This window comes from Halobiforma lacisalsi AJ5 (assembly GCF_000226975.2).
Classification (GTDB): Archaea; Halobacteriota; Halobacteria; order Halobacteriales; family Natrialbaceae; genus Natronobacterium; species Natronobacterium lacisalsi.
The window spans coordinates 876559-900685 of the sequence record NZ_CP019285.1; the positions used below are offsets into that span (position 1 = coordinate 876559).

Genomic DNA, 24127 nt, shown 5'->3' on the forward strand with positions numbered 1-24127 from the left:
TTGAATAGCCAGCCGTCGTCATCGGGCTACGCCCGATTTCTCGTGGGACGTTGTCCCACGCTGTTGACGCCTGTAGTTGACAGGGAGGAAGGCCCCATTGACAGGGCTACACGCGCTGGAAAGCACACCGTTGGTCACAACTCAGTGGCAACCGTTGACGGCCCACGCGAAAGCGTACTTGAGGTCCGAGGAAACGCGCAACCTGAATATCCCCTTCGGGGAATCCTCGCCCTTTAGGGCGGGGAGGATGTCAACTGATTCTGATCGTCGTCACGTCGCTGGGACTGAACGCGTCCTCGTGAGTCGCGACGAACGCGCGGATTTCGTACTCACCAGGGTCGGGAACGACCGACTCGTGACGGTCGCCGTTCCGGACCCGCTCGAATCGACCGTTCCAGGTGAACGACGCGCGCTTCGTCTCGCCGCCGCGAAAGCTAAACGACGACGGGTTCGCCCGCGTGTACCGGCGCTCGTCGCTTGCCTCGAGTTCGCCGTCGACGGACCAGCCCCAGCGGCGCTGCTCGGGGGTCGGTACCTCGACGGGGACGGGGAGGCGGTTCTCGAACTCGACCGTGATCTCGACCGGCTCGTCGCGGTCGTAGACGGTCCGATCGGTCTCGACCGAAACCGAGATCGCACGCCGGCCGATCGACGTCGGGAGCAAGGCGGAGAGAAACGTCGCGGCAGTGTATCGGGAGCGGTCGCTCGAGGAGTCGTCCCCGTTCAAGCGACCGTGGCGGTGCTGGCTGGAATCCGAACGTGACGGACGGCCGAACCGCGAGCCGTCGCTCACACCCTGACTCGAGGACGTTCCGTCCCGCGGTCGCGAGCCGACCATGAGGGATCGAACGACGGTGAGAAACTAAAACGGTCCGCTGATCGTCGCCCCACGCGAGGGGCGTCGTCACCGCCAGGCCGGAAGCGTCGGTGCGGCGTCGGCTTCCATCGAGAGCCAGGCGCCGTCGGCGGAGATGTCGGCGATGACATACTCGTCGCTCGAGTCGGTCGTATCGATCGAGCCGACGACCGTGTCGGCGGGCGTCGTGGCGTGGGGGTTCGTCGCCATGTATGTGAGTGACAACCACTCACGTATAAACTCATCGGATCGAACTGTCTCTCGAGCCGACCGAACGGGAGAGGGAATCGGTGCGAGGGAGCGACCCCCCGGGCAGGTGTGCACGGACGGGAAGCACGGGGTTTATACTGATTTTCGCCCTACCGTGGGGATATGAACGTAGCCGACGCGATGACGCCGCGCGAGGACGTGGTGACCGCCGACCTGCCGGGTACCCGGTCGGACGTCCTCGAGTACCTGCAAGAACAGTCGTTCTCGTCCGTGCCGGTCGTGAAACCGACCGACGACGGCCCGGAATACCGCGGCCTGATCTCGCGGGACGCGCTGATCGAACAGCCCGACGAGGACCAACTCGTGATGCTGATGGACGACGTTCCGACGACGACGGCCGAGACGTCGCTCGAGGAGGTCGCCCGAACGATGGTCGAGGAGGGCGCGCGCCGCGTCCCGGTCGTCGACGGCGAGTTCGAGGGGATCGTCACGGTGACCGACGTGATCCACGCGATCGCGACCGGCGACCAGGAGACCGAAGGGACGGTCGAGGAGTACGTCAGCGAGAACGTCAACACGACCTACGAGGGCGCGCCGCTGCCGGTCGCCGAGCGGGAACTGTACTACGCGAACGTTCCCTACACGGTCGCGCTGGGTGACGACGGACGGATGAGCGGCGTCCTCACGGAGGTCGACATCCTCGACGTCGCCCGCATCGTCGAGGGCGAGGAGGAGACCGGCGACAACTTCCCGGATCAGGACTCCGACTGGTCCTGGGAGGGGATCAAGGGCGTCGGAAGCCGCTACCTGCCGACGCGGGACATCGAACTCCCGGCCGGTCCCGTCAGCGAGTTCATGAGCGACGACGTCGTGACGGTTTCGGGCGGCGCGTCGATCCAGGAGGCCGCACAGCGGATGATCAGCAACGACATCGAACAGATCCCGATGGTCACGGCCGAACAGCTCACCGGTATTATCCGTGACGTCGACATCCTCGAGGCGCTCTATGAGTGAGCAGACCCGATCCGAAACGGAGGAACAGACGAGCGAGAAACTGGTCGAACTCGCGAAGCGTCGCGGGTACTTCTTCCAGTCGTCGGGCGCCTACGGCGGCGTCGGCGGCTTCTACAGCTTCGGTCCACAGGGCGCGGCGCTGAAGGGCAACGTCGAAGACGCCTGGCGCGACCGCTTCGCGGTCCAGGAGGGCAACATGGAGATCGACGCCCCGACGATCATGCCCGAACCGGTCTTCGAGGCCTCGGGCCACCTCGACGGGTTCGACGACATGCTCGTGGAGTGTCCCGAGTGTGGCGAGAGCCACCGCGCGGACCACGTCGTCGAGGACAACACCGAGTACGAGGACGCCGAGAGCCTCCCCATTCCCGAGGTCGAGGAGGTCATCGCCGAACACGAACTCGTCTGCCCCTCCTGTGGCGCGGGACTCGCGGGCCAGGCCGTCGAGGCGTTCAACCTCATGTTCGAGACCAACATCGGCCCCGGCGACTCCGATCCGGGCTACCTTCGTCCCGAGACCGCCCAGGGCATCTTCGTCGAGTTCCCGCGGCTCAAGGAGTACGCCCGCAACCAACTTCCGTTCGGCGTCACCCAGATCGGCCGGGCCTACCGCAACGAGATCAGCCCCCGGCGCTCGATCATCCGGACCCGCGAGTTCACCCAGGCCGAACTCGAGTACTTCATCGATCCCGAGGAGGACGAACCGGACCTGGCGAGCGTCGAAAACGTCGAGGTGACGCTGTATCCCGCCAGCGAGCAGAACAGCGAGGACGGCGGCGAACTCGAGATCACGATCGGCGACGCGGTCGACGAAGGCATCATCGCCAACGAGTGGGTGGCGTACTTCCTCGGCGTCGCCAAGCCGTGGTACGAGGCCGTCGGCGTCGACATGGACCGGTTCCGGTTCCGCCAGCACCTCTCGGGCGAGCGGGCCCACTACGCCGCGGACTGCTGGGACGCGGAGAGCGAAATAGATGGTAACTGGATCGAACTCGCCGGCTTCGCCTACCGCAGCGACTACGACCTCTCGAAACACGACGAGTACTCCGACGACCGGTTCACGATCTTCAAGCAGTACGACGAACCGAAAAGCGTCGAGCGCGCGACAGTCGACCCCGACATGAGCTACCTCGGTCCCGAGTTCGGCGGCGCGGCGGGGGACGTCGTCGACGAACTCGAGACGCTGGCCGAACGCGACCGCTCCGCATTCGAGGGTGACGTCGTCGGAGTCGAACTCGAGGGCGAAACGCACGATATCCCCGTCGAGAAGACCGGCTTCTCGGTCGACGAGGAGACGATCGCCGGCGAACACATCGTCCCCCACGTCATCGAACCCTCCTTCGGCGTCGACCGGCTGGTCTACACCGTGCTCCACCACGCCTACCGCGAGGACGAGGTCGACGGCGAGGAGCGCACGTATCTCGAACTCGAGCCCGAGGTCGCTCCGACGTTCGTCGGCGTCTTCCCGCTGCAAAACAACGACGACCTCGAGGCCGTCGCCGACGATATCGTCGACGACCTGCGGGACGCCGGCCTGTCGGTCACGTACGACGACTCGGGCAACATCGGCCGGCGCTATCGCCGCCAGGACGAGGTCGGCACGCCGTTCTGTGTGACGGTGGACTACGAGACGATAGAGAACGAGGAGACGACCGTCACCGTTCGTGAGCGGGACACGACCGACCAGAAGCGCCTCCCCGTCGCGGACCTCGCGGAGACGCTCGCCGCGATCCGGGAAGGCGACCTCGAGTTCGCGGACCTGTAGTCGACGTCGCGTCGGCGTTCGAACCCGAACGCTCCCGAGAGCGGACACGTTTACGTCGTCGATCGTGTACGTGATGGCATGGCAGATACCGAGTCCGAGAGCGGCGAGTGGACCGATCGATACGACCCGGTCGGCTCACTCCCGCTGGACGAAGCCCTCGCCGTGCTCGGGGAGGAGACGCGGGCGCGGATCGTCGTCGAACTCGGCGCGGCGGTCGCCCCCGAAGACGCACGGCCGGGCCTACTGTCCTTCTCGGATCTGATGGATCGCGTCGGCATCGAGGACAGCGGGCGGTTCAACTACCACCTCGAGAAGCTGGTCGGGACGTTCGTCCGGAAGGCCGACGACGGCTATCGGCTCCGGCCGCCCGGCCACCTGTTCTATCGGGCGCTGGTCGCCGGCACGCTAACCGAGCGCGAACGTCTCGAGCCCTTCACGGCGGGATCCTGTCCCGACTGCGGAGCCGACCTGACCGCCGAGTATCCCGCGGATCACTACCTGTACGTCCGGTGTCGGGAGTGTTCGGGGTTCTTCCACACCGTTCACCTCCCGAACAGAGGCGTTCGCGACCGATCCCGAGAGGACGCGCTCGAGGCGGCGCTCCGGAAGAGTCGTCACGAGAGCGGCCTCCTCCGAGAGGGAGTCTGTCACGCCTGCGTCGCTCCGGTCGAGCGCGAACTCAGAACCGACGACCCGGGCGTCTGCGGCCGGCGCTGTGAGTACGACGTCTACGCCATCCTCGCGTGTTCGGCGTGCAACACCGGCGGGATCGGCCACCCCGCACAGATCGCGCTTACCGCGCCGGCCGTCGTCGGATTCTTCCACGATCACGGGCGGGACGCTCGCACCGTTCGGCCGTGGGAGCCCGTCGTTATCGCCGCCGAGAACGGGACGCGCTTCGACGGGGAGTCGTCGACCGCCGTCGTTCCGTTCGAACTCGGCGACGAACGCCTCACGGTCCGTCTCGACGACGACCTGCAGGTCGCGAGCGTAACCCATACCCGTCGCTCCTCGTAGACGGCACGGCCCCGGACCGACGAGGACTACCCCCCACACTCCCCGCAGTCACACTCCGCTTCGCCGCGACCGCAGCCACAGTCCGGCAGTTGGGTGTAGAGTACGCCCCCGAAGGCAGCGACGACGCCACCGACGGCGAGCCCGGAGACCGTCCCCAGCAGCGGGATCGAAACGGGGTCCCCGGCGAGGATCGTTCCGAGACCGACTCCGATGACGACGCCGACGAGAGCCCGGACCGCCCACCAGCCGCCGATACCGTCTCGTTCTGCGAACATCGTTCGTGTTATCCCCTCAGCCGCCACCGAAAAAAGCGCTCCGTGAACGTCGCTTCTGTTGTCTTTCGAACAGTTCGATCGGTTCGTGGAAGCGATCGAAACGTAACCGACGGACTGAAGGTCGGCACCTTCGACGGGAGACGTGATGGCCGACGAACTGAAGCGCCGTCTCGTCCACGCCAGCGGGTCGGGACTGGTCGCGCTCTATCTGCTCGCCGACTACCTCGAGGCGGGGCTCACCTGGGATCGGTTTCGGCTCCTGATGGTCGTCCTCGCCGCCGGGACGCTGGCCCTCGAGTTCGTCCGCCTCCGCGTGGGGCTGGACTGGTGGATCTACGAGAAGCTGACCCGGGAGTACGAACAGGAGAAGATCGCCGGCTACGGGCTCTACATGATCAGCATGACCGTCGTCGTCCTCCTGTTCGACCCCAGGATCGCCTTGCCGGCGATGTTGATGCTCTCGCTCGGCGACCCGATCAGCGGCGCGGTCTCGGAGAACAGCCTCAACCGAGTGAAGGGGCCGAAGGTGCTGGTCACGATGTTCGTCGTCTCGGCGCTGCTCGCCGTCCCGTTCCTTCGCGAATACCCGCTCGCCGTCGTCGCGGCGGCGCTCGGCGCGACCGTCGCCGACGGGATCACCCACGAGATCCGGGGCTACATCGTCGACGACAACCTGACGATCCCGATCTACGCGGGCGCGCTGGCCTGGCTCGCGGTCGAGGTCGTTCCATTCTAGGGGCTCTCCCGGTCGTCCTCGCGTTCACTTTCACTCCGATACGCGAATCCTTAACCGACGCCGTCGCAAATCGCCGCCAATGGCCGCGACCGACGAGGAACCCCCCACCATCGAACACCCGCTGCTCGAGCCCGACTTCCTCGAGCGCCGGCTCTACCAGCTGAAGCTCGCGGGCACGGCGGCGGACCACCACACGCTCGTCTGTCTCCCCACGGGGCTGGGGAAGACGACCGTGAGCCTCCTGGTGACCGCACGCCGGCTCAAGGAGGTCGGCGGGAAGTCCCTGATGCTCGCCCCGACGAAGCCGCTCGTCCAGCAGCACGCGACCTTCTACCGGGAAGCCCTCCAGATACCCGACGAGGAGATCGTCGTCTTCACCGGTGACGTCAGCCCCGACGACCGCGCCGCGACCTGGGAGGAGGCGACGGTCGTGATGGCGACCCCGCAGGTCATCGAGAACGACCTGGTCGGGAGCCGGATCTCGCTCGCCGACGTCACCCACTGCACGTTCGACGAGTGCCACCGCGCGACCGGCGACTACGCGTACAACTACATCGCCGAGCGCTACCACGCCGACGCGACGGATCCCCTGGTGACCGGGATGTCGGCCTCGCCGGGCGGCGACGAGGAGGCCATCCTCGAGGTCTGCGAGAACCTGGGCATCGAGGAGGTCGAGGTGATGACCGAGGAGGACGCCGACGTCTCGGAGTTCACCCACGAGACCGACGTCGAGTGGGAACGGATCGACCTCCCCGAGGAGGTCCTCGAGATCCGCGACGCTCTCAACGAGGTGATCAAAGAACGTCTCGAGAAGCTCAAGGAACTCGGCGTCGCGAGTTCGACCCAGCCCGACCAGTCCCAGAAGGAACTGAACGCGATGCGCGCCGAACTCCAGAAGCTGATCAACAACGACCAGTCCGAGGGGTTCGAGGGGATGTCCATCCACGCGGAGGTGATGAAGCTCCGCCAGGCGGTCACCCTCGTCGAGACCCAGAGCGTCGAGGCGGTCCGCCGGTACTTCGAGCGCCAGCGCAACCAGGCCCAGTCCTCGGGCGCGTCGAAGGCCAGCCAGCGGCTGGTCTCGGACCCCCGCGTCCGCGAGGCGATGCGCAAGGCGGAGGACTTCGACCAACTGCACCCCAAGTACCGCAAGACGCGGATGCTGCTCGCGGAGACGCTGGGCCTCGAGGACGGCGAGCGGGTGATCGTCTTCACCGAATCCCGCGACACCGCGGAGGCCCTGACCGACTTCCTCTCCGAGAGCTTCGAGGCCAAGCGGTTCGTCGGCCAGGGCGACCGCGAGGGCAGCGACGGGATGACCCAGACGGAACAGCAGGAGGTCTTAGACGAGTTCCGCGCGGGCGAGTTCGAGGTGCTGGTCTCGACGTCGGTCGCCGAGGAGGGCCTGGACGTGCCGGAGGTCGACCTCGTGCTCTTCTACGAACCCGTCCCCACGGCGATCCGGTCGATCCAGCGCAAGGGTCGGACCGGCCGCCAGTCCGAGGGCCGGGTCGTCGTCCTCATGGCCGAGGACACCCGCGACGAGGCCTACTTCTGGATCTCGCGGCGGCGCGAGAAGGAGATGGAGTCGGAACTGCGCGAGTTGAAGGGGATGGCCGACGACCTCGAGGAGGAACTGGACGATTCCCAGCGGGCGCTGACGGAGTTCGAGAGCGAAGCGGAAGTGAAATCCGAGGGCGACGATCCCGACGCCGTCACCGGATCTTCCAGCGGAAGCGAAGGGGTTGGCGAGCGGCCGGGGTTACAGGAGTTTACCGGGGAGGGGGACGGCGACGGCGACGGCGACGATGACGGCGGAACCGAGAGGGCTGACTCGACCGACGGCGGCCCCGAACCCGAGGAGGCGGGCCGCGAGGTCGAGACCCACGAGCCGTCCGCCGACGGGGAGGGGATCGAGATCGTCGCCGACCAGCGGGAGATGGACGCCACCATCGCCCGGGACCTCTCGAAGCGCGAGGAGATCGACGTCCGCCTCGAGACGCTCGAGGTCGGCGACTACGTGTGCTCGGATCGGGTCGTCGTCGAGCGCAAGTCCGTCGCCGACTTCGTCGACTCGCTGGTCGGCGGCGACCGGTCGATGTTCGAACAGGTCGGCGCGATGGCCCGCCACTACTCCCGGCCCATCGTGATCGTCGAGGGCGAGGGGCTGTACGAACAGCGGGACGTCCACCCCAACGCCGTCCGCGGGGCGCTCTCGAGTCTCGCGGTCGACTTCGACGCGAGCGTGCTGCGGACCGAAGGCGAGTCGGAGACGACCGAACTGCTCGCGGTGATCGCGGGCCGGGAACAGGAGACGAGCGACCGCGAGGTCTCCGTTCACGGCGAGAAGCAGTCGAAGACGCTGGCCGAACAGCAAGAGTACGTCGTCTCCTCGATCGCCGAGATCGGCCCCGTCACCGCGCGGTCCCTGCTCGAGGAGTTCGGCACCGTCGAGGAGATGATGATCGCGACCGAGGAGGAGCTACAGGAGGCCGACGGCGTCGGCCAGGTCACGGCCGAGCGGATCCGGGAGGTCGTCGGGAACGAGTACACGGGCTCGAGGTGAGCGGTCGCCGAACCCGATCCGGTCGGGGACGGATACCCTGGGCCGGCTCAGTCGTCGGTTTCTGACCTGATCGTGACCGGACGGTCATCGGACGCGGTCGGCGGGTCGCCGCCCTCCACGCGGTCGACGATTCTCGAGGCGGCGACGACGCTCCCGACGCCGAGCACGACCCCGGCCACGACGTCGAGCAGCCAGTGGATGCCCAGGACCATCGTCGAGAGGACGACGCTGCTCGCCACGAACGTGGCGATCGAGGACCACCGGGGGTAGGTCCCGTGGGTCCGCCAAGCGAACAGCAGGACGACGACCGACAGCGAAGTGTGGAGCGACGGGAAAACGTTCGTCTTCGCCGACACGGCCGCGGTGACCTCCTGGGTCTGTGGATACAGGTCGTAGAGTACCCCGTCGACACGCGACGGAATCCAGTTGCGCGGACCGTACGCGACGAACAGGGTGTAGCAGACCGCCCCGAGCGAGTAGTTGAGCAGGTAGGCGACGAGCAGTTCCTTGAAACTGCGCTGGGACGGCAGTACGAACGTCAGGACGGCCGCAGTGAACAACAGGTACGAGAACCCGAACATGTATATCCCGGAGAAGAACCCGTACAGCGAAGAGGGAACGAAGTCCTGTAGCACTGCCACGAACGTCCCCTCGACGGCGTAGATCGAATCGGTCATCTTCCAGCCGATCGCGTACGAGAGGTCCAGTCGCTCGTCGTGGGTGAGCCACTTGAGCAGGAAGACGACGGCCGCGACGGCGAGATACGGCGCAGTGCTCGCGAATCGACGATCGAACGTGTCGATCGTCAGCCATACTTGCTCGGCCGTGAGACAGAGCAGACAGGTGGCTACCAGTCCGATCGCGACGACGACGGCAGTAACGAGCGCAACGGATGGCAGAGCCATTTCGAAGGAGCCTCGCGTCGGCGAAAGGGTGGTGTGCTCTACCGTATCACGCAATTCTGCTTAACGGTATCGGTCAGTTCGGTTCCGTGTGGACAGCGGGGAGAAACGAACGGATCGTCGGGAGCGTCGTCCGAGACGCCGCCGGCCGACTGCTCAGCCCTCGTAGCCCGCGTAGTCCATCAGGTCCGCGAAGATGTCGGTGTCCATCGCGTCCCGGTAGACGATGGCGTTGACCATCCCGCCGGGATAGGAGTCGCCGTTCATGGCGTGGTCGACCTTGTGACAGTGCATGAGATAGATACCCGGCTCGGCGTCGGCCTCGAACTCGAGGGTGTGTCGTTCCGCGGGGGCGACGTTCGTGACGTCCTGTTCGTACTGGGCCGCTTCGGGGATCTGTCCGCCGTCCTTCTCGACCAGCCGGAAGCGGTGGTTGTGCGTGTGCATCGGGTGGGACATGTAGCCGGCGTTGACCACGTGGAGCCGGACGGTGTCACCGTGGTCGACGATGATCGGCGACCCCTCCTCGGGGTGGATCGTCCGCGGGAGGCTCTTCCCGTTGATCGTGAATACGTCCGGGTTACGGTTCCGGGGGCTGTAGGAGACGTCTTCGCCCGCGAACTGTCGGTTGACCCTCGAGTCCCAGTCCTTGACGGTGAAGAAGTACTCCTTGTCGGCCGGCTCGTACCCCTTTGGATCGACGCGGAAGATGCCGTACATCCCCATATCGATGTGGCGGTGAGTCTGGTAGTGGCAGTGATAGAGGTGGGTACCGGGGACGTTCGCGGGAATCTCGTACGTGTGTTTCTCGCCGGGTTCGACCGTGATGCCGGTCGTCGTCGGGACGCCGTCGTTCTCCCAGGTCTTTTTCGTGCCGTGGAAGTGCAGCGTGTGCGGGTGATCGTTGTCCGTGTTGTCGAGCGTGACCTCGATGTCGTTGCCTTCCGTGGTCCGGATGATCGGTCCCGGAACGCTGGGGTCGCCGTCGTCGGCCTGGAACGCCCATACCCGGGGCAGTTCCACTGGGCCACCCATCGAGTCCATCGGATGGGCTGCGTGGCGAGCAGTCACCGAGCGCAGCGTGACGCTCCCGCCGCGTTCGTCGACGTCGACGACTTCGGGCGATTTCGTCCACGGGAGCCCCGAGTCGTCGCCGTCGTCCTCCGGGTCGGACGCCGCGGGCTGAGAGTCAGTCTGTGCGGGGGAGCTACTGCCCTGTGTAGTACAGCCGGCCAGTGCCGCCGTTCCGAGGCCGGTCGCAGCGAGGAAGTCACGTCGCGAGAAGTCGAAGCCAGGAGCACCAATACGATCTTTCATACGAGTGGCCGTATGAAAGTCCGACGTATAACGGGCCCAGCAATTCTCGAGTCCCGGGAAGCGCGACAAACACGTTCGCCTGGAGTATAAAAGAGAGCGACGCCGACGTCCCCGAAGGCCTATTTCCGTCCGGAACACAGGAAGGCCTAATGGATCGACTCCGCATTGCCGTCCTGAACGCGGCACACCGGGACGAGAACACGACGCGAAACTTCCGGCGCGAACTCGATGCTTCCCTCTCCGAGTTCGACGTCACCGAGGGTGAGATCCCCGCCGACTACGACTACGACGGCGCGGTCGTCACGGGCTCGCGTTCGTCGGTCTACTGGGACGAAGAGTGGATCGACGCCACCAAAGGCTGGGTGGCCGAGGCGATCGACCGCGGCGTTCCCTTCCTCGGCGTCTGTTGGGGACACCAGCTGCTCGCGGACGTCCTCGGCGGTACCGTCGAGGACATGGGCGCCTACGAGGTCGGCTACAGCGACATCGAGCAAGTGGCCGACTCCCGGCTGTTCGACGACGTCCCCCGAGAGTTCCTCGCGTTCACCAGCCACTCCGACGCGGTCTCGGAGCTTCCGCCCGGTGCCGAACCCCTCGCGGAGAACGAGTACTCGAACCACGGCTTCCGCAAGGACCGCGCCTTCGGCGTCCAGTTCCACCCCGAGTACGACTCGAAGACCGCCCGCGAACTGGTCCACCGGAAGGAACTCTCCGACGAGCGCCTCGAGTCTATCCTCGAGGAGATCACCGAGGAGAACTACCAACAGGCCTGTCCCGCGAAACTGGTCTTCGACAACTTCCTCGAGTACGTCCGCGAGGTTCGGGCGGCCGACGCCCCTGCGGAAGTCCCCGCCGAGGCCGAGACTCCCGCCGGCATCGAGACCGGGAGCGGAAGCGGGAGCGGGAGCGGGAGCGGCGCTGGCGGCCGCGGCGCGGAAGCCGAACCCGGAACCGGGCAGACCGACTAACGGTCCCGACTTTCCTTTCGTCCCCGTCGAACCGTGACGTCACGTCCCGATCGACCCACCCCTAGCGGCGTCGACTCCGTGCTAATCCGCTATTTCGACCGCGCTAAACGCTGATTCACGTATCAACGAGCCTGACGATGTAACCGGGATTAATGGACGAATCCACCGTACGTCAGCAGGCCATGACATCCATCACCATGGATGGTGTTAGCAAATACTTCGACGGGGGTGAGACCGTCGCCAACTCCCGACTGGACCTCGAGGTCGACGACGGGGAGTTCCTCGTCATTCTGGGGCCGTCCGGCTGTGGCAAGACGACGGCATTGCGGCTCGTCGCCGGTCTCGAGGATCCCTCGGAGGGGGACATCTACTTCGACGACGAGCGTGTCAACCGGTGGTCGCCGAGCGAGCGCAACGTGGCGATGGTGTTCCAGAACTACGCGCTGTACCCCCACATGAGCGTCCGGGAGAACATCGCCTATCCGCTGAAAGTACGAGGGATCCCGCCCGACGAACGGGACCGGCGGATCGAAGAGGTGACGGAACTGCTCCACATCGAGGGCCAGATCGGAAAGCGCCCGGCCGCGCTGAGCGGCGGGCAGCGACAGCGGGTGGCCCTCGCGCGGGCGATCGTTCGGGAGCCGTCCGTCTTCCTCCTCGACGAGCCGCTGTCGAACTTGGACGCGAAGCTCCGCCAGGAGATGCGCAGCGAGCTGAAACGCCTCCAGGACGAGCTTGGGATCACGACCATCTACGTCACCCACAACCAGGAAGAGGCGATGAGCATGGCCGACACCGTCGTCGTCATGAACCGCGGGACGATCCAGCAGATTTCGCCACCCGAGGAACTGTACTCCCGGCCGCGGACGGAGTGGGTGGCCCGTTTCATCGGCTCGCCGCCGATGAACCTGTTCGAAGGACGGCGGCGGAACGGCTCGATCGCCATCGGCGAGGCCGGTACCGTCGACCTCGAGGGTGTGGCGGGCATCCAGGGGATCGACGCCGCGTCAGCATCCGCGTCCACGTCCACGTCCGCATCTCTCTCCGACGACCTCTCCCTGGGCATCCGCCCGGAGGACCTCTTCCTTTCGAGCGAGCGGCCCACCTCGGGGAACGCGCTCGAGGGGACGGTCGATACGGTCGAACCATTGGGCGAGTACACGCTCGTCAACGTGGCCGTCGACGACCGGCTCGTGAAGGTGAAGGTCGGCGACGCGGACGTCACGCGGGGCGAGGAGGTCTGGGTGACCTTCGACGACGAGGATGCCTACCTGTACGACGAGAACGGCGAGTTGGTGACCCAAACGGCCAGTCCACAGCCGACGGAGAGCCGATAATCGCACGACCATGAGCTTACGGGACTACGTCGACGGGCTCGACGAGGACGCGACCCTCGGGCTGAACGTGGAGGTCGACCGCGAGAAACTCGTCGCCCTCGCGGTGTTCCTGATCCCGGGGATGACCCTGTTCGGCATCTTCTCGGTCGGGCCGATCGTCTACTCGGCGGTCGGGAGCTTCTTCTCGTGGGACGCGTTCTCGATGCAGAGCTTCATTGGCCTCGAGAACTGGATCCGGACGTTCAGGGATCCGCTGATCATCGACTGGGAGAACCTCCGACACTGGCGGTTCCCGATGGGCGCGCTGGCACAGAACCTCCTGTGGGTGGTGCTCCACGTCCCGATCAGCACCGTTCTCGGGCTCGCGATGGCGCTGCTGTTCGCCGACCTCCGGGGGCGGCGGATCCTTCGATCGATGGTCTTCCTGGGGTTTACCGTGCCGACGATCGTGATCGGGCTGGTTCTGCTGTTCATCTACGATCCCCAGGCGGGGATCTTCAACGAACTGCTCCGCGTGATCGGCATGGAACACCAGGTCCGCAACTGGACGCAGTCCCCGCAGGTGGCGATCTACGCGCTCATCGCGGGCGGGATCTGGGTCCAGACCGGGTTCAACATGCTGCTGTACAGTTCGGCGCTGGCCGCGATCGACCCCTCGCTGATCGAGTCCGCGAAGATCGACGGCGCGGGCCCCTACCGCCGGTTCAGGGACATCATCTGGCCGCTTGTCAGGCCCGTCACCGCGGTCGTCGTCATCATGGGGATCATCTGGGTGCTCCGGGTGTTCGACATCGTCTACGCGGCCGGCGGCTCCGCCGGCGGACCGAACCACGCGTACTCGGTGCTGGGAATCGAGGTCTACCGAGCCGCGTTCGAACCGCCGATCGACTACGGCAAGGCGATGGTGGTGGCGCTCGTCCAGCTCGTTATCGTCGCCCCCCTCGCCGCCTACATCGCCCGTATGGGCTGATCAGACATGAGTGACAGCGACGATCCATTCGAACCGACGCGACCCGGAACCGATCCCGAACGGGAGACCGACGGACGCGGCTACCTGTCGGTCGACGAGATCCCCGAAACCGCACCCGCCAGGGAACTGGACTGGACGACGCGGCTCGCCAACGCGACCCCGTCGCTCCCGCGGCTGCTCAAGTACGCCATCGCGATCACGGTCGCGGTCCTCTGGATCGTTCCCTTCCTCGGACTCTTTATGGCCTCGCTGCGCCCGCTCAACGAGATCATCCAGGGGTGGTGGCACCTCGAGGGCATGACGCTCACCCTCGAGAACTACCAGCAGGCCTGGACCTACCGGACGGCACCGATGCGCCGGGCCCTGATCAACACCCTGATCGTCACCGTCCCCGCGGTGCTCGTCGTCATGTTGCTCGGCGCGATGGCGGCCTACCCCTTCGCGCGGTTCGAGTTCCCGCTGAAGACGACGCTGTTCTTCCTGATCCTGCTCGTGATGGCGGCGCCGCCGGAACTGGTCGCGATGGGCAACTACAACACGCTCCGGGAGGTCGGGTTGTTCGACACGTACATGGGACTGATACTGGTCCACATCGGCTGGGGGTTGGGCTGGGTCGTCCTCTTCCTGCGGAACTACCTGCTGGGGATCCCGAAGGAACTCGAGGAGGCCGCCCGCATCGACGGCGCATCGCGGTACCAGATCTTCCGGACGATCATCCTGCCGCTGTCGACGCCGGCGCTCGTCTCCGTCGCCGTGATCCAGTTCACCTGGGTCTGGAACGCCTTCTTCTTCCCGCTCGTGTTCATGCGCTCGCCCGAGCTCTACCTGGCGCCGCAGGTGCTCCCGCTGATGCGCGGGCGCATCCAGGTCGAGTGGGGGCTGGTCGCCGCCGGTTCGGTGCTGACGATGATCGTCCCCATTCTCCTGTTCCTGACCCTCGAGCGGTACTACAAGCAGGGAATGGTCGCCGCCGTCACGGACTGACGGCGGCGACAACGGTTCACAGCGGCAACAGTCCCGCTTCCGTCGCGGCCACCGTCGCCCCGACCGCCGCGAGGTTCACCAGGAAGAACGCCCGCGAGGACTTCCAGGCGAAATAGAGGAAGGTCACGAGCGGGAGCGCCGCGATCATCGCCGGCCGGGTCCCCCGCACCGCCAGCGTAGCGAGAAACGCCGTCGTGAACACGTACAGGACGTCCACGACCGCGGCGCTCGCGTTCCGTCGTCGGAACTCCTCGAGGAGAACGAGCGGCGATCTGGCGCCGTCGCTCCCGTCGACCCCGGCGGTCCCGGCGGTCCCGGCGGTCCCGGCGGTTCCGGTGGTTCCGGCCGTATCGGCGGTCTCGGCGTTCCGATCGCTCTCGCCGCCACCGAGTTCGCTCACGTCACAGCCCGCCCCCGTCCGCCACGGATTCCTGCAGGAGGTCGGCGAGCGAGTCGACCAGCGAGGTGACGTCCTGGTCCGGCCGTGCCCAGAGGCCGGTCAGCGACGCCCAGAACTCCGACTGGAACGGATCGCCCACCGTGTCGTCGAGGTCGGGAACGAGGTCCACCTCGTCGGCCCGGTCCGCGAGGTCGCCCATGATCTCCACGTCGTAGGCCTCGTCCGGCACCTGCGCGTTCGAGGCGATGAAGCCGCCCCGTTCGGCCCAGACCTGCTGGCCCTCGGCGGAGACGAACGTCTCGACTGCCGTCCGCGCCGCATCGACGTTCTCCGAGTACTGTGGTACCGTAAACCAGTTCTCGGCGGCGACCATCGCCTCCGCGCCGGGGATCATGAAGTAGCCGAGGTCGTCCGGATCCTGGATCGCCTCGAACGCCGGCGTCCACGACCCCATGAAGTACAGCGGCGTCTCGTTCTCCCAGAAGAACTCGTACTGAACGCCGAAGTCCCGCACCTCACTGAAGTAGCCCGCCTGGAGGAGGTCCTGGATTTCCTCGAAGGCGGCGACGACGCGCTCGTCGGTAAACTCGGTATCGCCGTCGACGAGCCCTCGCTGGAGTTGCCCCCCGTTCTCCTGTCGGATGATGAACCCCTCCGTCACGTCGCTCAGGGGCCAGCCGTCCCCGTTCCCGGACGCGATCGGTGCCTCGACGCCCGAAATCCCGTCGATCTCCTCGAGCAGGTCGAGGAACGCGTCGTAATCGTCGGGCTCCTCGAGACCGTTGTCCTCGAAGAACGACTGGCGGTACCAGAACCCCGGCTTGAGGTCCATCTTGAACGGCGCCGCGTAGATCTCGCCGTCGGCGCTCACCTGCTCCGCGTCGGTCGCGAACTCGTCGGGGTCCCAGACGTCTCCCATCGCTGCCAGGTGGCCACGCTCCGCGTCGGACTGGATCCGGGCCGGCGACGGCATCACGACGATGTCGGCGGTCGCGACCCCGGCCTCGTAATCCATCAACGTTCCCGTCAGAATGGCTTCCGTGTCCCGCGGCTGATACGTGATGTCGATCCCCGTCTGATCCTCGACGTAATCGACGACGGCGAGGAAGTCCTCCTCCTCGCCGCCGGTCCAGACGCCGGTTACGGTAAGCGCTTCCTGTGCGGCCGCCGATCCCGCGACGCCGATCCCCACTCCCGCGAGTCCGACGGCTCCGCCGCCCATTCCTCGTAGCACGGTACGCCGATCGAACCGACCGTTAGGTTCGGTCATACGGGATGCTATGACCGATCCTAAACTTAATCATTTTTCACGATAATCCTGTAATGGCGGATTTCGAGACAATCATCGGTTCCGAGACCGGAGGCGGTCGGCCGCCCATCGCGTCGATCGAACGGGCGGCCGGCGTACGGGCTGGCTACGCGAGTAGGGCGGCGCTACGACGGTCGGCGTCAGCGACGCCAGCGCTCGAGGAGACGCCTCAGGAGGCTCGGGTCGCGGTCGCGGTCACAGTCCCCGGACTCCTCGAGGGCCTCGGTTCGGTCCTCGAGCAGCCGCTCGTACTGCGTGATGACGGCTCGCCGACGGCGCTCGCTGGTCGTCAGCGCGCGCTCGAGCGCCGTCACGCGGGACTGGAGTCGAGCGCGTTCGATACGGGTCGAGAGGTCGGTATCGTCGGGTGATCGGGACCGCGGGGACCGCGAGGACATCTCCGGTGACCGGAACCGGTACTCGTGTTCGCCGTCCGTGACGCCGGGTTCGTCACTGGAGTCGGAGTCGGGGTCAGTCGTCGGCTCTCGAGTCACGTCGTCGGGCCCGGGCTCCCGACGGTGGTAGCGGGTCGTGGGGGGTCGTTGCTCGGCGGACATGGGCCGAATGGCGGTATACGACTCTCGGTGAAAAGGTTCAGTCAGCCGACCGTCAGACGCGGCGGTCGAGAGTGGTCGCTTCGAGGCGCGCGAGGACGCCTCGCGCTACTGTGCCGACGTATTCCCGCCCTCGAGGTGTGCGAGAACGCCCCCGGTGTCGGCCGGCACGGGTTCGGGCTCGTTCCCCGCGGCCGCCGCCGCGTCGGGATCCTTGAGCAGGTGGCCCGTGGTCAGGCAGGCGACCCGCTCGTCGTCGTCGACGATCCCCGACGCACGGAGCTTCCGGAGGCCGGCGACCGACGCCGCGGAGGCCGGTTCGACGCCGACGCCCTCCGCCGCGAGGTCGCGCTGGGCCTCGGTAATCTCGTCGTCCGAGACCGCGATCGCGGTGCCCCCGGTCTCGCGGATGCCGGGAAGCGCCTTCGGCGCGTTCACGGGGTTGCCGATCCGGATCGCGGTCGCCCGGGTCTCGACCTCCTCCCAGCGGCGGACCTCGTCGGCCCCGTTCTCGACCGCCTCGACCATCGGCGCCGCACCCTCGGCCTGGACGCCGGTCAGTTTCGGCACCTCGCGCTCCTCGAGCGCGCCCGCCTGGACGAGTTCGCGAAACGCCTTGTACAGCGCCGCGGTGTTGCCCGCGTTGCCGACCGGCAGGACGATCCGGTCCGGGAAGGCCCCGTAGTCGTCGCGGAACCCCTCGAGGATCTCGAGGCCGATCGTCTTCTGGCCCTCGAGTCGGAACGGGTTCAGCGAATTCAGCAGGTAGGCCTCCCCGCGCTCGGCGAGTTCCCGAACGATATCGAGACAGGCGTCGAAGTTACCGTCGACCTCGAGGATGCGCGCGTCGTGGAGCGCGGCCTGGCCGACCTTCCCGGCGGCGACCTTCCCCGCCGGCAGGAGGACCAGCGTCTCCATGCCGCCCCGCGAGCCGTAGGCCGCCAGCGCGGCGCTCGTATTGCCGGTGGAAGCACAGGCGAGTCGCCCGACGCCCAGTTCTTGCGCGACGGCGACGCCGACGGTCATCCCGCGATCCTTGAACGACCCCGTCGGGTTCATCCCCTCGTGTTTGATCCGCAGCGTCTCGACACCGACGTCGGCTTCGAGTCGGGGTACCTCGTACAGCGGCGTCGCCCCCTCCTGGGTCGTAACGCCTTCGGAGAGCGGGAGGGCGTCGGCGTAGCGCCAGACGCCGCGTCCCGAGAAGTCCTCGAACGTGGGGAGGTCGGCATAGCGCACCTCGAGCAGTCCGTCGCACTCGTCACAGGTGTAGCGGACGTCCTCGAACGGCGCGAAGGTGTCGCCGCAGGCGATACACTCGAGCCAGACGCCGTCGTCCGCGACGCCGGGTACGGTCGGCCGGTCGGCCGAGAGGCTGAGACTCATTGTCGTCCGAGAGGTAAGCAAGCGGGAAAAAGTGAGCGGATGCGGCGTTACTCCCGGGGCTCGGATCGGACCCCCGGTCGCGGTCGCTCCCGGTCGGAGTCGAACTCGTCGATCACGCCGTGGACCGACCGCGTCCACGCGTTCAGCGCCTCGTGGAGCATCTCCTTGGCGTCCGGGAGTTCGACCGCGGTGTACTGGTAGACGTAGCCGCCGCCCTCGAGCAGTCGCCGGTCGCGCTCGACGAGTCCCCGGTCCTGCAGCGTCGACAGCGACCGGTTGATCGTACTCCGGTCCCGGTCGAGGACCGTCGCGAGTTCGTCGATCGTACTCCCGGGCCGCTCACAGAGCGCGAGGTAGGTCCGCGTTTCGTGGTCCTCGATCCCGAACACACAGCTCATTACCTTCTCGAACGGCGGGTCCGAATCCTCGAGGAGTTCGCCGAGTCGGTGTTGCGGGTCCGTCGCCATACGCTACGTACGAACGCAGGTATGAAAGAACCCCACACACTGTCCGCGCCGTTACTCCTGCTCGGCGGGATCCTTGACGTAGCCGTTTTTCCGGATACAGCGGCGCATCTCCCGTTCGCTCTCGTGGCGGTGGAGTCGCGTCGGCGTGTCGCAGTAGTAGACGGCGCCGTCGTACCGAAGCGTCACCTCGTGTTCCTCGCCGAGCATCGTCGTCGTGACCACGACCCGCCGACCGTCCTCGATCGCCTCGAGGATCGCGTCGGCCACGAGTTCGCCGGCCGAGATCCGTACGGTGTCCGCCATGGTATGGCTGTGTGTCTCGGTCCCAAAGAATCCCACGTCGCCGCCTCCAATCGTCGCGTTCGGCGGCCGTGTACGAGCGACGCCAGACCGGGATACCGCTACTACATCTTCTGTGCTATAGAACAACATGGCACAAGAAGCCGAACGACCGACCGTAGAACGAACGTCGACCGCACTCCCACCCTGGCAAGCCGGCACCGTCGGCGGCATCGTCGGGGCGATCGTCTTCGGGGCGCTGATGGCGCTGCAGACGCCCGGCGTCCTCGAGATGGCGATCCCCTCGATGTACGGCCTCGAGGGCGGACTCGCCGGGATGGTCATCCACGTCTCCCACGGTGCCGTCCTCGGCGTCGTCTTCGCGGCGCTGCTGGTGGGAACCGGCCGACGGGACCTCCGCCCCGGCAGGGCCACCGTCGCCGGCCTCGCGTACGGAATCGCCGTCTGGGCAGTCCTGGCCGTCGTCGTGATGCCGATCTGGCTCTCGGCGGTCGGGTTCGAGATGGCACCATCCGTGCCGAACGTGGCCCTCGAGAGCCTCGTCGGGCACGCTGCCTACGGAATCGTTCTCGGTCTGGCGTACGCGGGGCTGGCGCGATAGGTCGGCTGCTTTCCGTCGGCTCCCTGGGGTTCCCCAACCCCATCCCCATCCGGCTCCCACCGACTGCGCCGGCCCGAAGCCTACAGCAGGTAAAGCACGACCAGCGCCGCCGGCCCGAGCAGCATGATGAGGACGCCGATCACCACCCTGATCTCCATACTCGTTTCGTCGATCCTCGTCGTCGACCTATAACTGATACCGATAGTTCAGAAACGGAACCGTTCCGGACCGGGAGTCAACAGCCGATTGAGGGGAGAAATACGGCATTTATGGCGGAGAGAGCGCTCGAGCAGCGGTTGTTCCGCACCTAGAACGGCTCGGCCGAGCGAGTCGCGACGTCGATCCCGGACTGGACCCTCCAGCCGACACTGCGGTCGCCGCACTCGTGGATCCTCGGAAGCCATCCGTCTCGACAGGACGGCACGGCCGCGTGCCCTCTCTCGGCTATCGTTCCCAGAATCCGATAACTGTTGTAATAAATACAATCGCTTGCTCGCCATCTCGTCGTATGGGGACCGAAACAGAGGTCGACGCGACCGGCGAGACCGAACCGGACGTCCCGAACCGCAGCGTCATCACCTACGCACACTGGCCGCAGGCGGCGGTCGTCGGCGGAGTCGCCGGCCTCACCCGGCCGCTGCTCAACGCGGTCGGCCTGGGCTCGTCCGCGGGGATCCTCGCGGCGCTGCCGGAGTTTCAGCTGTGGTGGGTGATCCACATCGGGTACAGCATCGTCTTCGGCGCGGGCTTCGGTGCGCTCGTCTACCACGAGCGACTCCGCTCGGCAGCGGAAACGCTCCCCACCGGGACCGTGCTTGGACTGCTCTACGGCGGCGCGCTGTGGGTCGGCAACGTCGTCCTCGTCTGGAACTTCCTGCTGGTCGAGTACGCGTTCACGACCGCCGAGCGGATCGACCTCCTCGCCGTCGCCCCGCTCGTCGACCACCTCCTGTTCGGGCTGTTGCTCGGACTGGGCTACGCGATCGTCGTCGGGCGACTGCTGGAGTAACTCCAGGTCAGTCGTCCGCGTCGGCCAGCGTCGTCGCGACGCGCTCGAGGACGGCCACTGACCGATCGAACTCCGCCAGCGAGAGCCGTTCGTCCGGCGCGTGATCCAGGTCGGAGTTGCCGGGGCCGTAGGTCGCCATCGGGCAGTTCCACGCACCGGCATAGAGGTTCATGTCGCTGGTACCGGTCTTGCGCAGGAGCCGGGGGTCCTCGCTCTCCTTCCGGATCGCCGCGCGGAACGCGCGGGCCACCTCAGTCCGGGGGCTTTCCATTACCGGCGGGATCGGTTCGGCCCAGGAGACGGTACCGATCTCGAGTTCGTCTTCCGCCGTCTCGCGGACCGTCTCGACGTCCATGGAGGGCGGGACCCGGAGTTGGGCCTCGAGGGTCGCCTCCACGGAGAGTCCGTCGTCGCTGATGCCGCCGTCGATGGCGACGGGCTTTGCGGTCACCTGTTCGAAGACGGGGACCTCGTCCGCACCGTCTTCGGGCTCGAACGCCTCCTCGACGCTCGTCCACCACTCCGTTGCGTGCTGGATCGCGTTCGGCTCCGGACGGGAGGTGTGCCCCGACTCGCTCGAGGCGACGTACGTGCCGACCAGGAAGCCGCGGTAGCCGAGCGTGATCCCATCGGTCCCGCTGGGTTCGCCGTTGACGACAGCGTCCGGTTCCTCGCGGTCGACGACCAGGTGGCGGGCTCCCCGGGAATTCGTCTCCTCGCCGACGACGCCGACGAACGAGACGCCCGTTCGGACCGCCGCGGCGGCCATCGCCGCGAGCGGCCCCGTCGCGTCGACGCTCCCGCGACCCCAGAGGACGTCCTCGCCCTCCTCCTCGGCCACGTCGGCCTCGAGGTCGTCGGCGTCGGCCGGCTGGACCTCGACCGGGACCTGGCCGGGGACGGTGTCGACGTGGGAGGTCAGCAACACGGCGTCGTCAGCGGGCGCGCGAACGTTGCCCACCTCGTCGATCCACGCCTCGCGGCCGTGGGCCGAGAAGAACTCGACCAGCCGGTCGGCTGCCTCCGACTCCTCGCCGGAGGGCGAGGGGATCGAGACGAGATCGATCAGGAGGTTGCGCGCCTCCTCGAGGGGGACGTCCGCGGTGTCGACGCTCGCGTTCATGACCCCGACTGTGCTTTGGCGTCCGGCGTCAGCACGTCGCCCAGCGCGGCGACGACCGCGTCCGCGTGGCGCTTCTCCAGCACCAGCGGCGGGAGCAAGCGGACGACGCTGCGACCCGCGGGCAGCGCGAGAACCTGATGTTCGAGCGCGAGGTCACGCAGGACGCGGTTTGCCCCGCGTTTCACCTCGACGCCGAGCATCAACCCCTCGCCGCGGACGTCACGGATGGGGGCGTCGAGCGCCGTGAGTTCGTCCTGCAGGTAACCGCCGACCTCGGCGGCGTTGCCCGGCAGGTCTTCCTCGACGACGACCTCGAGGGTGGCGTTCGCGGCGGCGGCGACGACCGGGTTGCCGGAGAACGTCGAGCCGTGGGGCCCCGCGTTCTCGGCGATCCAGTCGGCACAGAGCGTCGCACCCATCGGGAGCCCGCTGGCGATTCCCTTCGCCGTCGTCAGAATGTCGGGCGTGACGCCGTACCCCTCGCAGGCCCAGAGGTCGCCCGTGCGGCCGATCCCGGTCTGGATCTCGTCGAAGATCAGCGCCGTCTCGGTCGCCTCGGTGACCTCGCGTGCCGTCTCGAGGTACGACTGGGGCGCGGGGTGGATCCCACCCTCGCCCTGGATCGGCTCGAGGATGACCGCCGCGGTGTCGTCGTCGACCGCCGCAGCCAGCGCCTCGTCGTCGCCGTAGTCGACGAACTCGACGTGGTCCTCGAGCAGCGGCTCGAACGGTTTCTTGTACTTCGGTTTCCAGGTCGCCGACAGCGTGCCGGCGGTGCGGCCGTGGAAGGCCCGCTTCGCGGCGACGATCTTCGTCCCGTCGGTCGCGCTTCGGGCGAACTTCAGCGCGGCCTCGTTGGCCTCGGTACCGGAGTTGCAGAGCCAGACGTTCCCGATCCCGTCCGGCGCGAGCGCCCCCAGTTTCTCGTGGAGCGTCGTCCGCGACTCGACCGGGTACGAACCCTGGACGTACAGCAACTCGGCGGCCTGGTCCTGCACCGCCTCGACCACGTCGGGATGGCAGTGGCCCGTCGGCGTGCAGGCGTAGCTCGCGCCGAAGTCGAGGTACTCGGTGCCGTCCTCGCCGACGAGGGTGACGCCCTCGCCGGATTCGATGCCGATCGGTTTCTCGGAGAAGACGAACCCGCTCATTGGACCACCTCCGTCTCGGTGGCGTCCGAGTCCGGGTCCCCGAGCGCACCCGGCTCGAGGGTCGTGCCCCCGCCCTCGAGCGCGTCGGTGACGGGCGCGTCGGCGTTGGCCGTCGCGACCGTCACGCTCGAGGCGCCGCTCTCCAGGGCCTCCTCGGCGGCCATGACCTTCTTCGTCATGAACCCCTCGGCGGCCGCTTTGATCGTCTCGAACTCCTCGGGCGTCGCGGCCGAGTCGATTTTCGTCGACTCGTCGTCGGGATCCGCGTAGATCCCTGCGACGTCCGTCAGTGCGACGAGGTCGGCCTCGAGCGCGCCCGCGATCGCTGCGGCAGCGCGGTCGGCGTCGGCGTTGACCGCCGTGTAGCCGCCGTCCTTCTCCCGTCCCAGCACGGGGACGGAGACGACGGGCGTGTAGCTACTCGAGAGCAGCGTCTCGAGCAGGTCCGCGTTCACGGACTCGATCGTGCCCGAGTGGTCGCCGCGCTTGATCTTCTTCTTGCCGTCCTCTTTCACGCGGACGGCGGACTTGCGCTTGCCCTCGAGGAGTTTGCCGTCGGTGCCCGACAGCCCCACCGCGTCGACGCCCGCGTTCTGCAGGCTCTCGACGAGATCGGTGTTGAGTTTGCCCGGCATTACCATCTTGAAGACGTCCATCGTCTCCTCGTCGGTGAACCGCCCGACGACGCCGCCGGGCGTCTCGACGTAGGTCGGTTCCTGCCCGAGATCCTCGAGGGTCTCGTCGACGGCGGTGGAGCCGCCGTGGGTGAGGACGACCTGTTCTCCCTGTTCAACGAGGCTGGCGACGTCCGCGAGCGCCCCTTCGGGGTCGACGGCGCGAGCGCCGCCGATTTTCACTACGACGGTCACGCGAGCCACCTCCGGTGGCGAGTGTGACTAGACGAGTCGCA

25 protein-coding genes are annotated in these 24127 nt (G+C 67.0%); 11 read left to right on the forward strand and 14 right to left on the reverse strand.

From position 1 onward, the window contains the following. Nucleotides 1-250: 250 nt before the first annotated feature. Both CHINAEXTREME_RS04085 and CHINAEXTREME_RS21770 read right to left on the reverse strand, forming a co-directional pair. Nucleotides 251-838 (reverse strand): hypothetical protein, encoded by a 588-nt coding sequence (locus CHINAEXTREME_RS04085; protein WP_007141197.1) that lies wholly within the window; start codon nt 836-838, stop codon nt 251-253. 66 nt (nt 839-904) lie between these two features. After that, the gene (locus tag CHINAEXTREME_RS21770; RefSeq protein ID WP_007141198.1) at nt 905-1066 is read right to left on the reverse strand and encodes a DUF7556 family protein; all 162 of its coding nucleotides are present in this window, start codon (nt 1064-1066) and stop codon (nt 905-907) included. Nucleotides 1067-1228: 162 nt separating this feature from the next. Here CHINAEXTREME_RS21770 and CHINAEXTREME_RS04090 point away from each other — a divergent pair, with 162 nt between their 5' ends. From CHINAEXTREME_RS04090 to CHINAEXTREME_RS04100, 3 genes are all read left to right on the forward strand, one after another. Then, a complete protein-coding gene (locus CHINAEXTREME_RS04090) occupies nt 1229-2080 on the forward strand; it encodes a CBS domain-containing protein (RefSeq protein WP_007141199.1) in 852 nt (283 codons plus the stop codon). Further along, the gene (gene glyS, locus CHINAEXTREME_RS04095) at nt 2073-3845 is read left to right on the forward strand and encodes a glycine--tRNA ligase (RefSeq protein ID WP_007141200.1); all 1773 of its coding nucleotides are present in this window, start codon (nt 2073-2075) and stop codon (nt 3843-3845) included. The genes CHINAEXTREME_RS04090 and glyS overlap by 8 nt, the downstream gene beginning before the upstream one ends. Nucleotides 3846-3923: 78 nt before the next feature. Next, entirely contained in the window at nt 3924-4862 is a 939-nt protein-coding gene (locus CHINAEXTREME_RS04100; RefSeq protein ID WP_007141201.1) for a DUF7351 domain-containing protein, read from the forward strand. Nucleotides 4863-4888: 26 nt separating this feature from the next. Here CHINAEXTREME_RS04100 and CHINAEXTREME_RS04105 read toward each other — a convergent pair whose 3' ends face one another. Beyond that, nucleotides 4889-5137, reverse strand: coding sequence for a hypothetical protein (locus CHINAEXTREME_RS04105; protein ID WP_007141202.1), 249 nt, complete (start codon nt 5135-5137; stop codon nt 4889-4891). A 145-nt stretch (nt 5138-5282) separates the two neighbouring features. Between CHINAEXTREME_RS04105 and CHINAEXTREME_RS04110 the strand changes: the two genes are divergently transcribed. Together CHINAEXTREME_RS04110 and CHINAEXTREME_RS04115 are read left to right on the forward strand one after the other, a co-directional pair. Further along, nucleotides 5283-5873 carry a diacylglycerol/polyprenol kinase family protein gene (locus tag CHINAEXTREME_RS04110; protein WP_007141203.1) on the forward strand — a complete coding sequence of 197 codons (591 nt, stop codon included), beginning with the start codon at nt 5283-5285 and terminating at the stop codon, nt 5871-5873. Nucleotides 5874-5952: 79 nt separating this feature from the next. After that, the gene (locus tag CHINAEXTREME_RS04115) at nt 5953-8439 is read left to right on the forward strand and encodes a DEAD/DEAH box helicase (protein WP_007141204.1); all 2487 of its coding nucleotides are present in this window, start codon (nt 5953-5955) and stop codon (nt 8437-8439) included. Between the two features lie 47 nt (nt 8440-8486). On the opposite strand, the gene CHINAEXTREME_RS04120 is transcribed toward CHINAEXTREME_RS04115, so the two are convergent. Further along, entirely contained in the window at nt 8487-9344 is an 858-nt protein-coding gene (locus tag CHINAEXTREME_RS04120; protein WP_007141205.1) for a phosphatase PAP2 family protein, read from the reverse strand. Between the two features lie 153 nt (nt 9345-9497). After that, nucleotides 9498-10658 (reverse strand): multicopper oxidase domain-containing protein, encoded by a 1161-nt coding sequence (locus CHINAEXTREME_RS04125; RefSeq protein ID WP_007141206.1) that lies wholly within the window; start codon nt 10656-10658, stop codon nt 9498-9500. 149 nt (nt 10659-10807) lie between these two features. On the opposite strand from CHINAEXTREME_RS04125, the gene CHINAEXTREME_RS04130 reads away from it, so the two are divergent. The 4 genes from CHINAEXTREME_RS04130 to CHINAEXTREME_RS04145 all read left to right on the forward strand — a co-directional run bounded on the left by CHINAEXTREME_RS04130 (nt 10808) and on the right by CHINAEXTREME_RS04145 (nt 14917). Beyond that, a complete protein-coding gene (locus CHINAEXTREME_RS04130; protein WP_007141207.1) occupies nt 10808-11626 on the forward strand; it encodes a type 1 glutamine amidotransferase in 819 nt (272 codons plus the stop codon). A 197-nt stretch (nt 11627-11823) separates the two neighbouring features. Further along, nucleotides 11824-12963, forward strand: coding sequence for an ABC transporter ATP-binding protein (locus CHINAEXTREME_RS04135; RefSeq protein WP_007141208.1), 1140 nt, complete (start codon nt 11824-11826; stop codon nt 12961-12963). A 10-nt stretch (nt 12964-12973) separates the two neighbouring features. Beyond that, entirely contained in the window at nt 12974-13933 is a 960-nt protein-coding gene (locus CHINAEXTREME_RS04140; RefSeq protein ID WP_007141209.1) for a carbohydrate ABC transporter permease, read from the forward strand. Between the two features lie 6 nt (nt 13934-13939). Continuing rightward, nucleotides 13940-14917 carry a carbohydrate ABC transporter permease gene (locus CHINAEXTREME_RS04145; RefSeq protein ID WP_007141210.1) on the forward strand — a complete coding sequence of 326 codons (978 nt, stop codon included), beginning with the start codon at nt 13940-13942 and terminating at the stop codon, nt 14915-14917. A gap of 16 nt (nt 14918-14933) precedes the next feature. On the opposite strand, the gene CHINAEXTREME_RS04150 is transcribed toward CHINAEXTREME_RS04145, so the two are convergent. The 6 genes from CHINAEXTREME_RS04150 to CHINAEXTREME_RS04175 all read right to left on the reverse strand — a co-directional run bounded on the left by CHINAEXTREME_RS04150 (nt 14934) and on the right by CHINAEXTREME_RS04175 (nt 19336). Then, the gene (locus CHINAEXTREME_RS04150; RefSeq protein ID WP_007141211.1) at nt 14934-15317 is read right to left on the reverse strand and encodes a hypothetical protein; all 384 of its coding nucleotides are present in this window, start codon (nt 15315-15317) and stop codon (nt 14934-14936) included. A 1-nt stretch (nt 15318) separates the two neighbouring features. Further along, nucleotides 15319-16587 (reverse strand): ABC transporter substrate-binding protein, encoded by a 1269-nt coding sequence (locus CHINAEXTREME_RS04155; RefSeq protein WP_029601427.1) that lies wholly within the window; start codon nt 16585-16587, stop codon nt 15319-15321. Nucleotides 16588-16766: 179 nt separating this feature from the next. Continuing rightward, nucleotides 16767-17183: a hypothetical protein gene (locus CHINAEXTREME_RS04160; protein WP_007141213.1), complete on the reverse strand. Its 417-nt coding sequence runs from the start codon at nt 17181-17183 to the stop codon at nt 16767-16769. A gap of 105 nt (nt 17184-17288) precedes the next feature. After that, nucleotides 17289-18566, reverse strand: coding sequence for a threonine synthase (gene thrC, locus CHINAEXTREME_RS04165; protein WP_007141214.1), 1278 nt, complete (start codon nt 18564-18566; stop codon nt 17289-17291). Between the two features lie 47 nt (nt 18567-18613). Then, nucleotides 18614-19033 (reverse strand): helix-turn-helix domain-containing protein, encoded by a 420-nt coding sequence (locus tag CHINAEXTREME_RS04170; protein ID WP_007141215.1) that lies wholly within the window; start codon nt 19031-19033, stop codon nt 18614-18616. A 51-nt stretch (nt 19034-19084) separates the two neighbouring features. Next, nucleotides 19085-19336: a hypothetical protein gene (locus tag CHINAEXTREME_RS04175; protein ID WP_007141216.1), complete on the reverse strand. Its 252-nt coding sequence runs from the start codon at nt 19334-19336 to the stop codon at nt 19085-19087. A gap of 127 nt (nt 19337-19463) precedes the next feature. Here CHINAEXTREME_RS04175 and CHINAEXTREME_RS04180 point away from each other — a divergent pair, with 127 nt between their 5' ends. Next, nucleotides 19464-19934 carry a hypothetical protein gene (locus CHINAEXTREME_RS04180; protein WP_007141217.1) on the forward strand — a complete coding sequence of 157 codons (471 nt, stop codon included), beginning with the start codon at nt 19464-19466 and terminating at the stop codon, nt 19932-19934. Between the two features lie 508 nt (nt 19935-20442). Next, nucleotides 20443-20943 (forward strand): hypothetical protein, encoded by a 501-nt coding sequence (locus tag CHINAEXTREME_RS04185; protein ID WP_007141218.1) that lies wholly within the window; start codon nt 20443-20445, stop codon nt 20941-20943. 7 nt (nt 20944-20950) lie between these two features. Here the strand turns inward: CHINAEXTREME_RS04185 and CHINAEXTREME_RS04190 are convergent, their stop codons facing one another. From CHINAEXTREME_RS04190 to CHINAEXTREME_RS04200, 3 genes are read right to left on the reverse strand one after another with little or no spacing between them, the layout of a single operon-like run. Then, the gene (locus tag CHINAEXTREME_RS04190; protein ID WP_007141219.1) at nt 20951-22066 is read right to left on the reverse strand and encodes a [LysW]-lysine hydrolase; all 1116 of its coding nucleotides are present in this window, start codon (nt 22064-22066) and stop codon (nt 20951-20953) included. Then, entirely contained in the window at nt 22063-23217 is a 1155-nt protein-coding gene (locus CHINAEXTREME_RS04195) for an aspartate aminotransferase family protein (RefSeq protein WP_007141220.1), read from the reverse strand. Before CHINAEXTREME_RS04195 ends, CHINAEXTREME_RS04190 begins: the two co-directional genes overlap by 4 nt. Beyond that, entirely contained in the window at nt 23214-24086 is an 873-nt protein-coding gene (locus CHINAEXTREME_RS04200) for an acetylglutamate/acetylaminoadipate kinase (RefSeq protein ID WP_007141221.1), read from the reverse strand. Before CHINAEXTREME_RS04200 ends, CHINAEXTREME_RS04195 begins: the two co-directional genes overlap by 4 nt. Nucleotides 24087-24127: the final 41 nt, after the last annotated feature.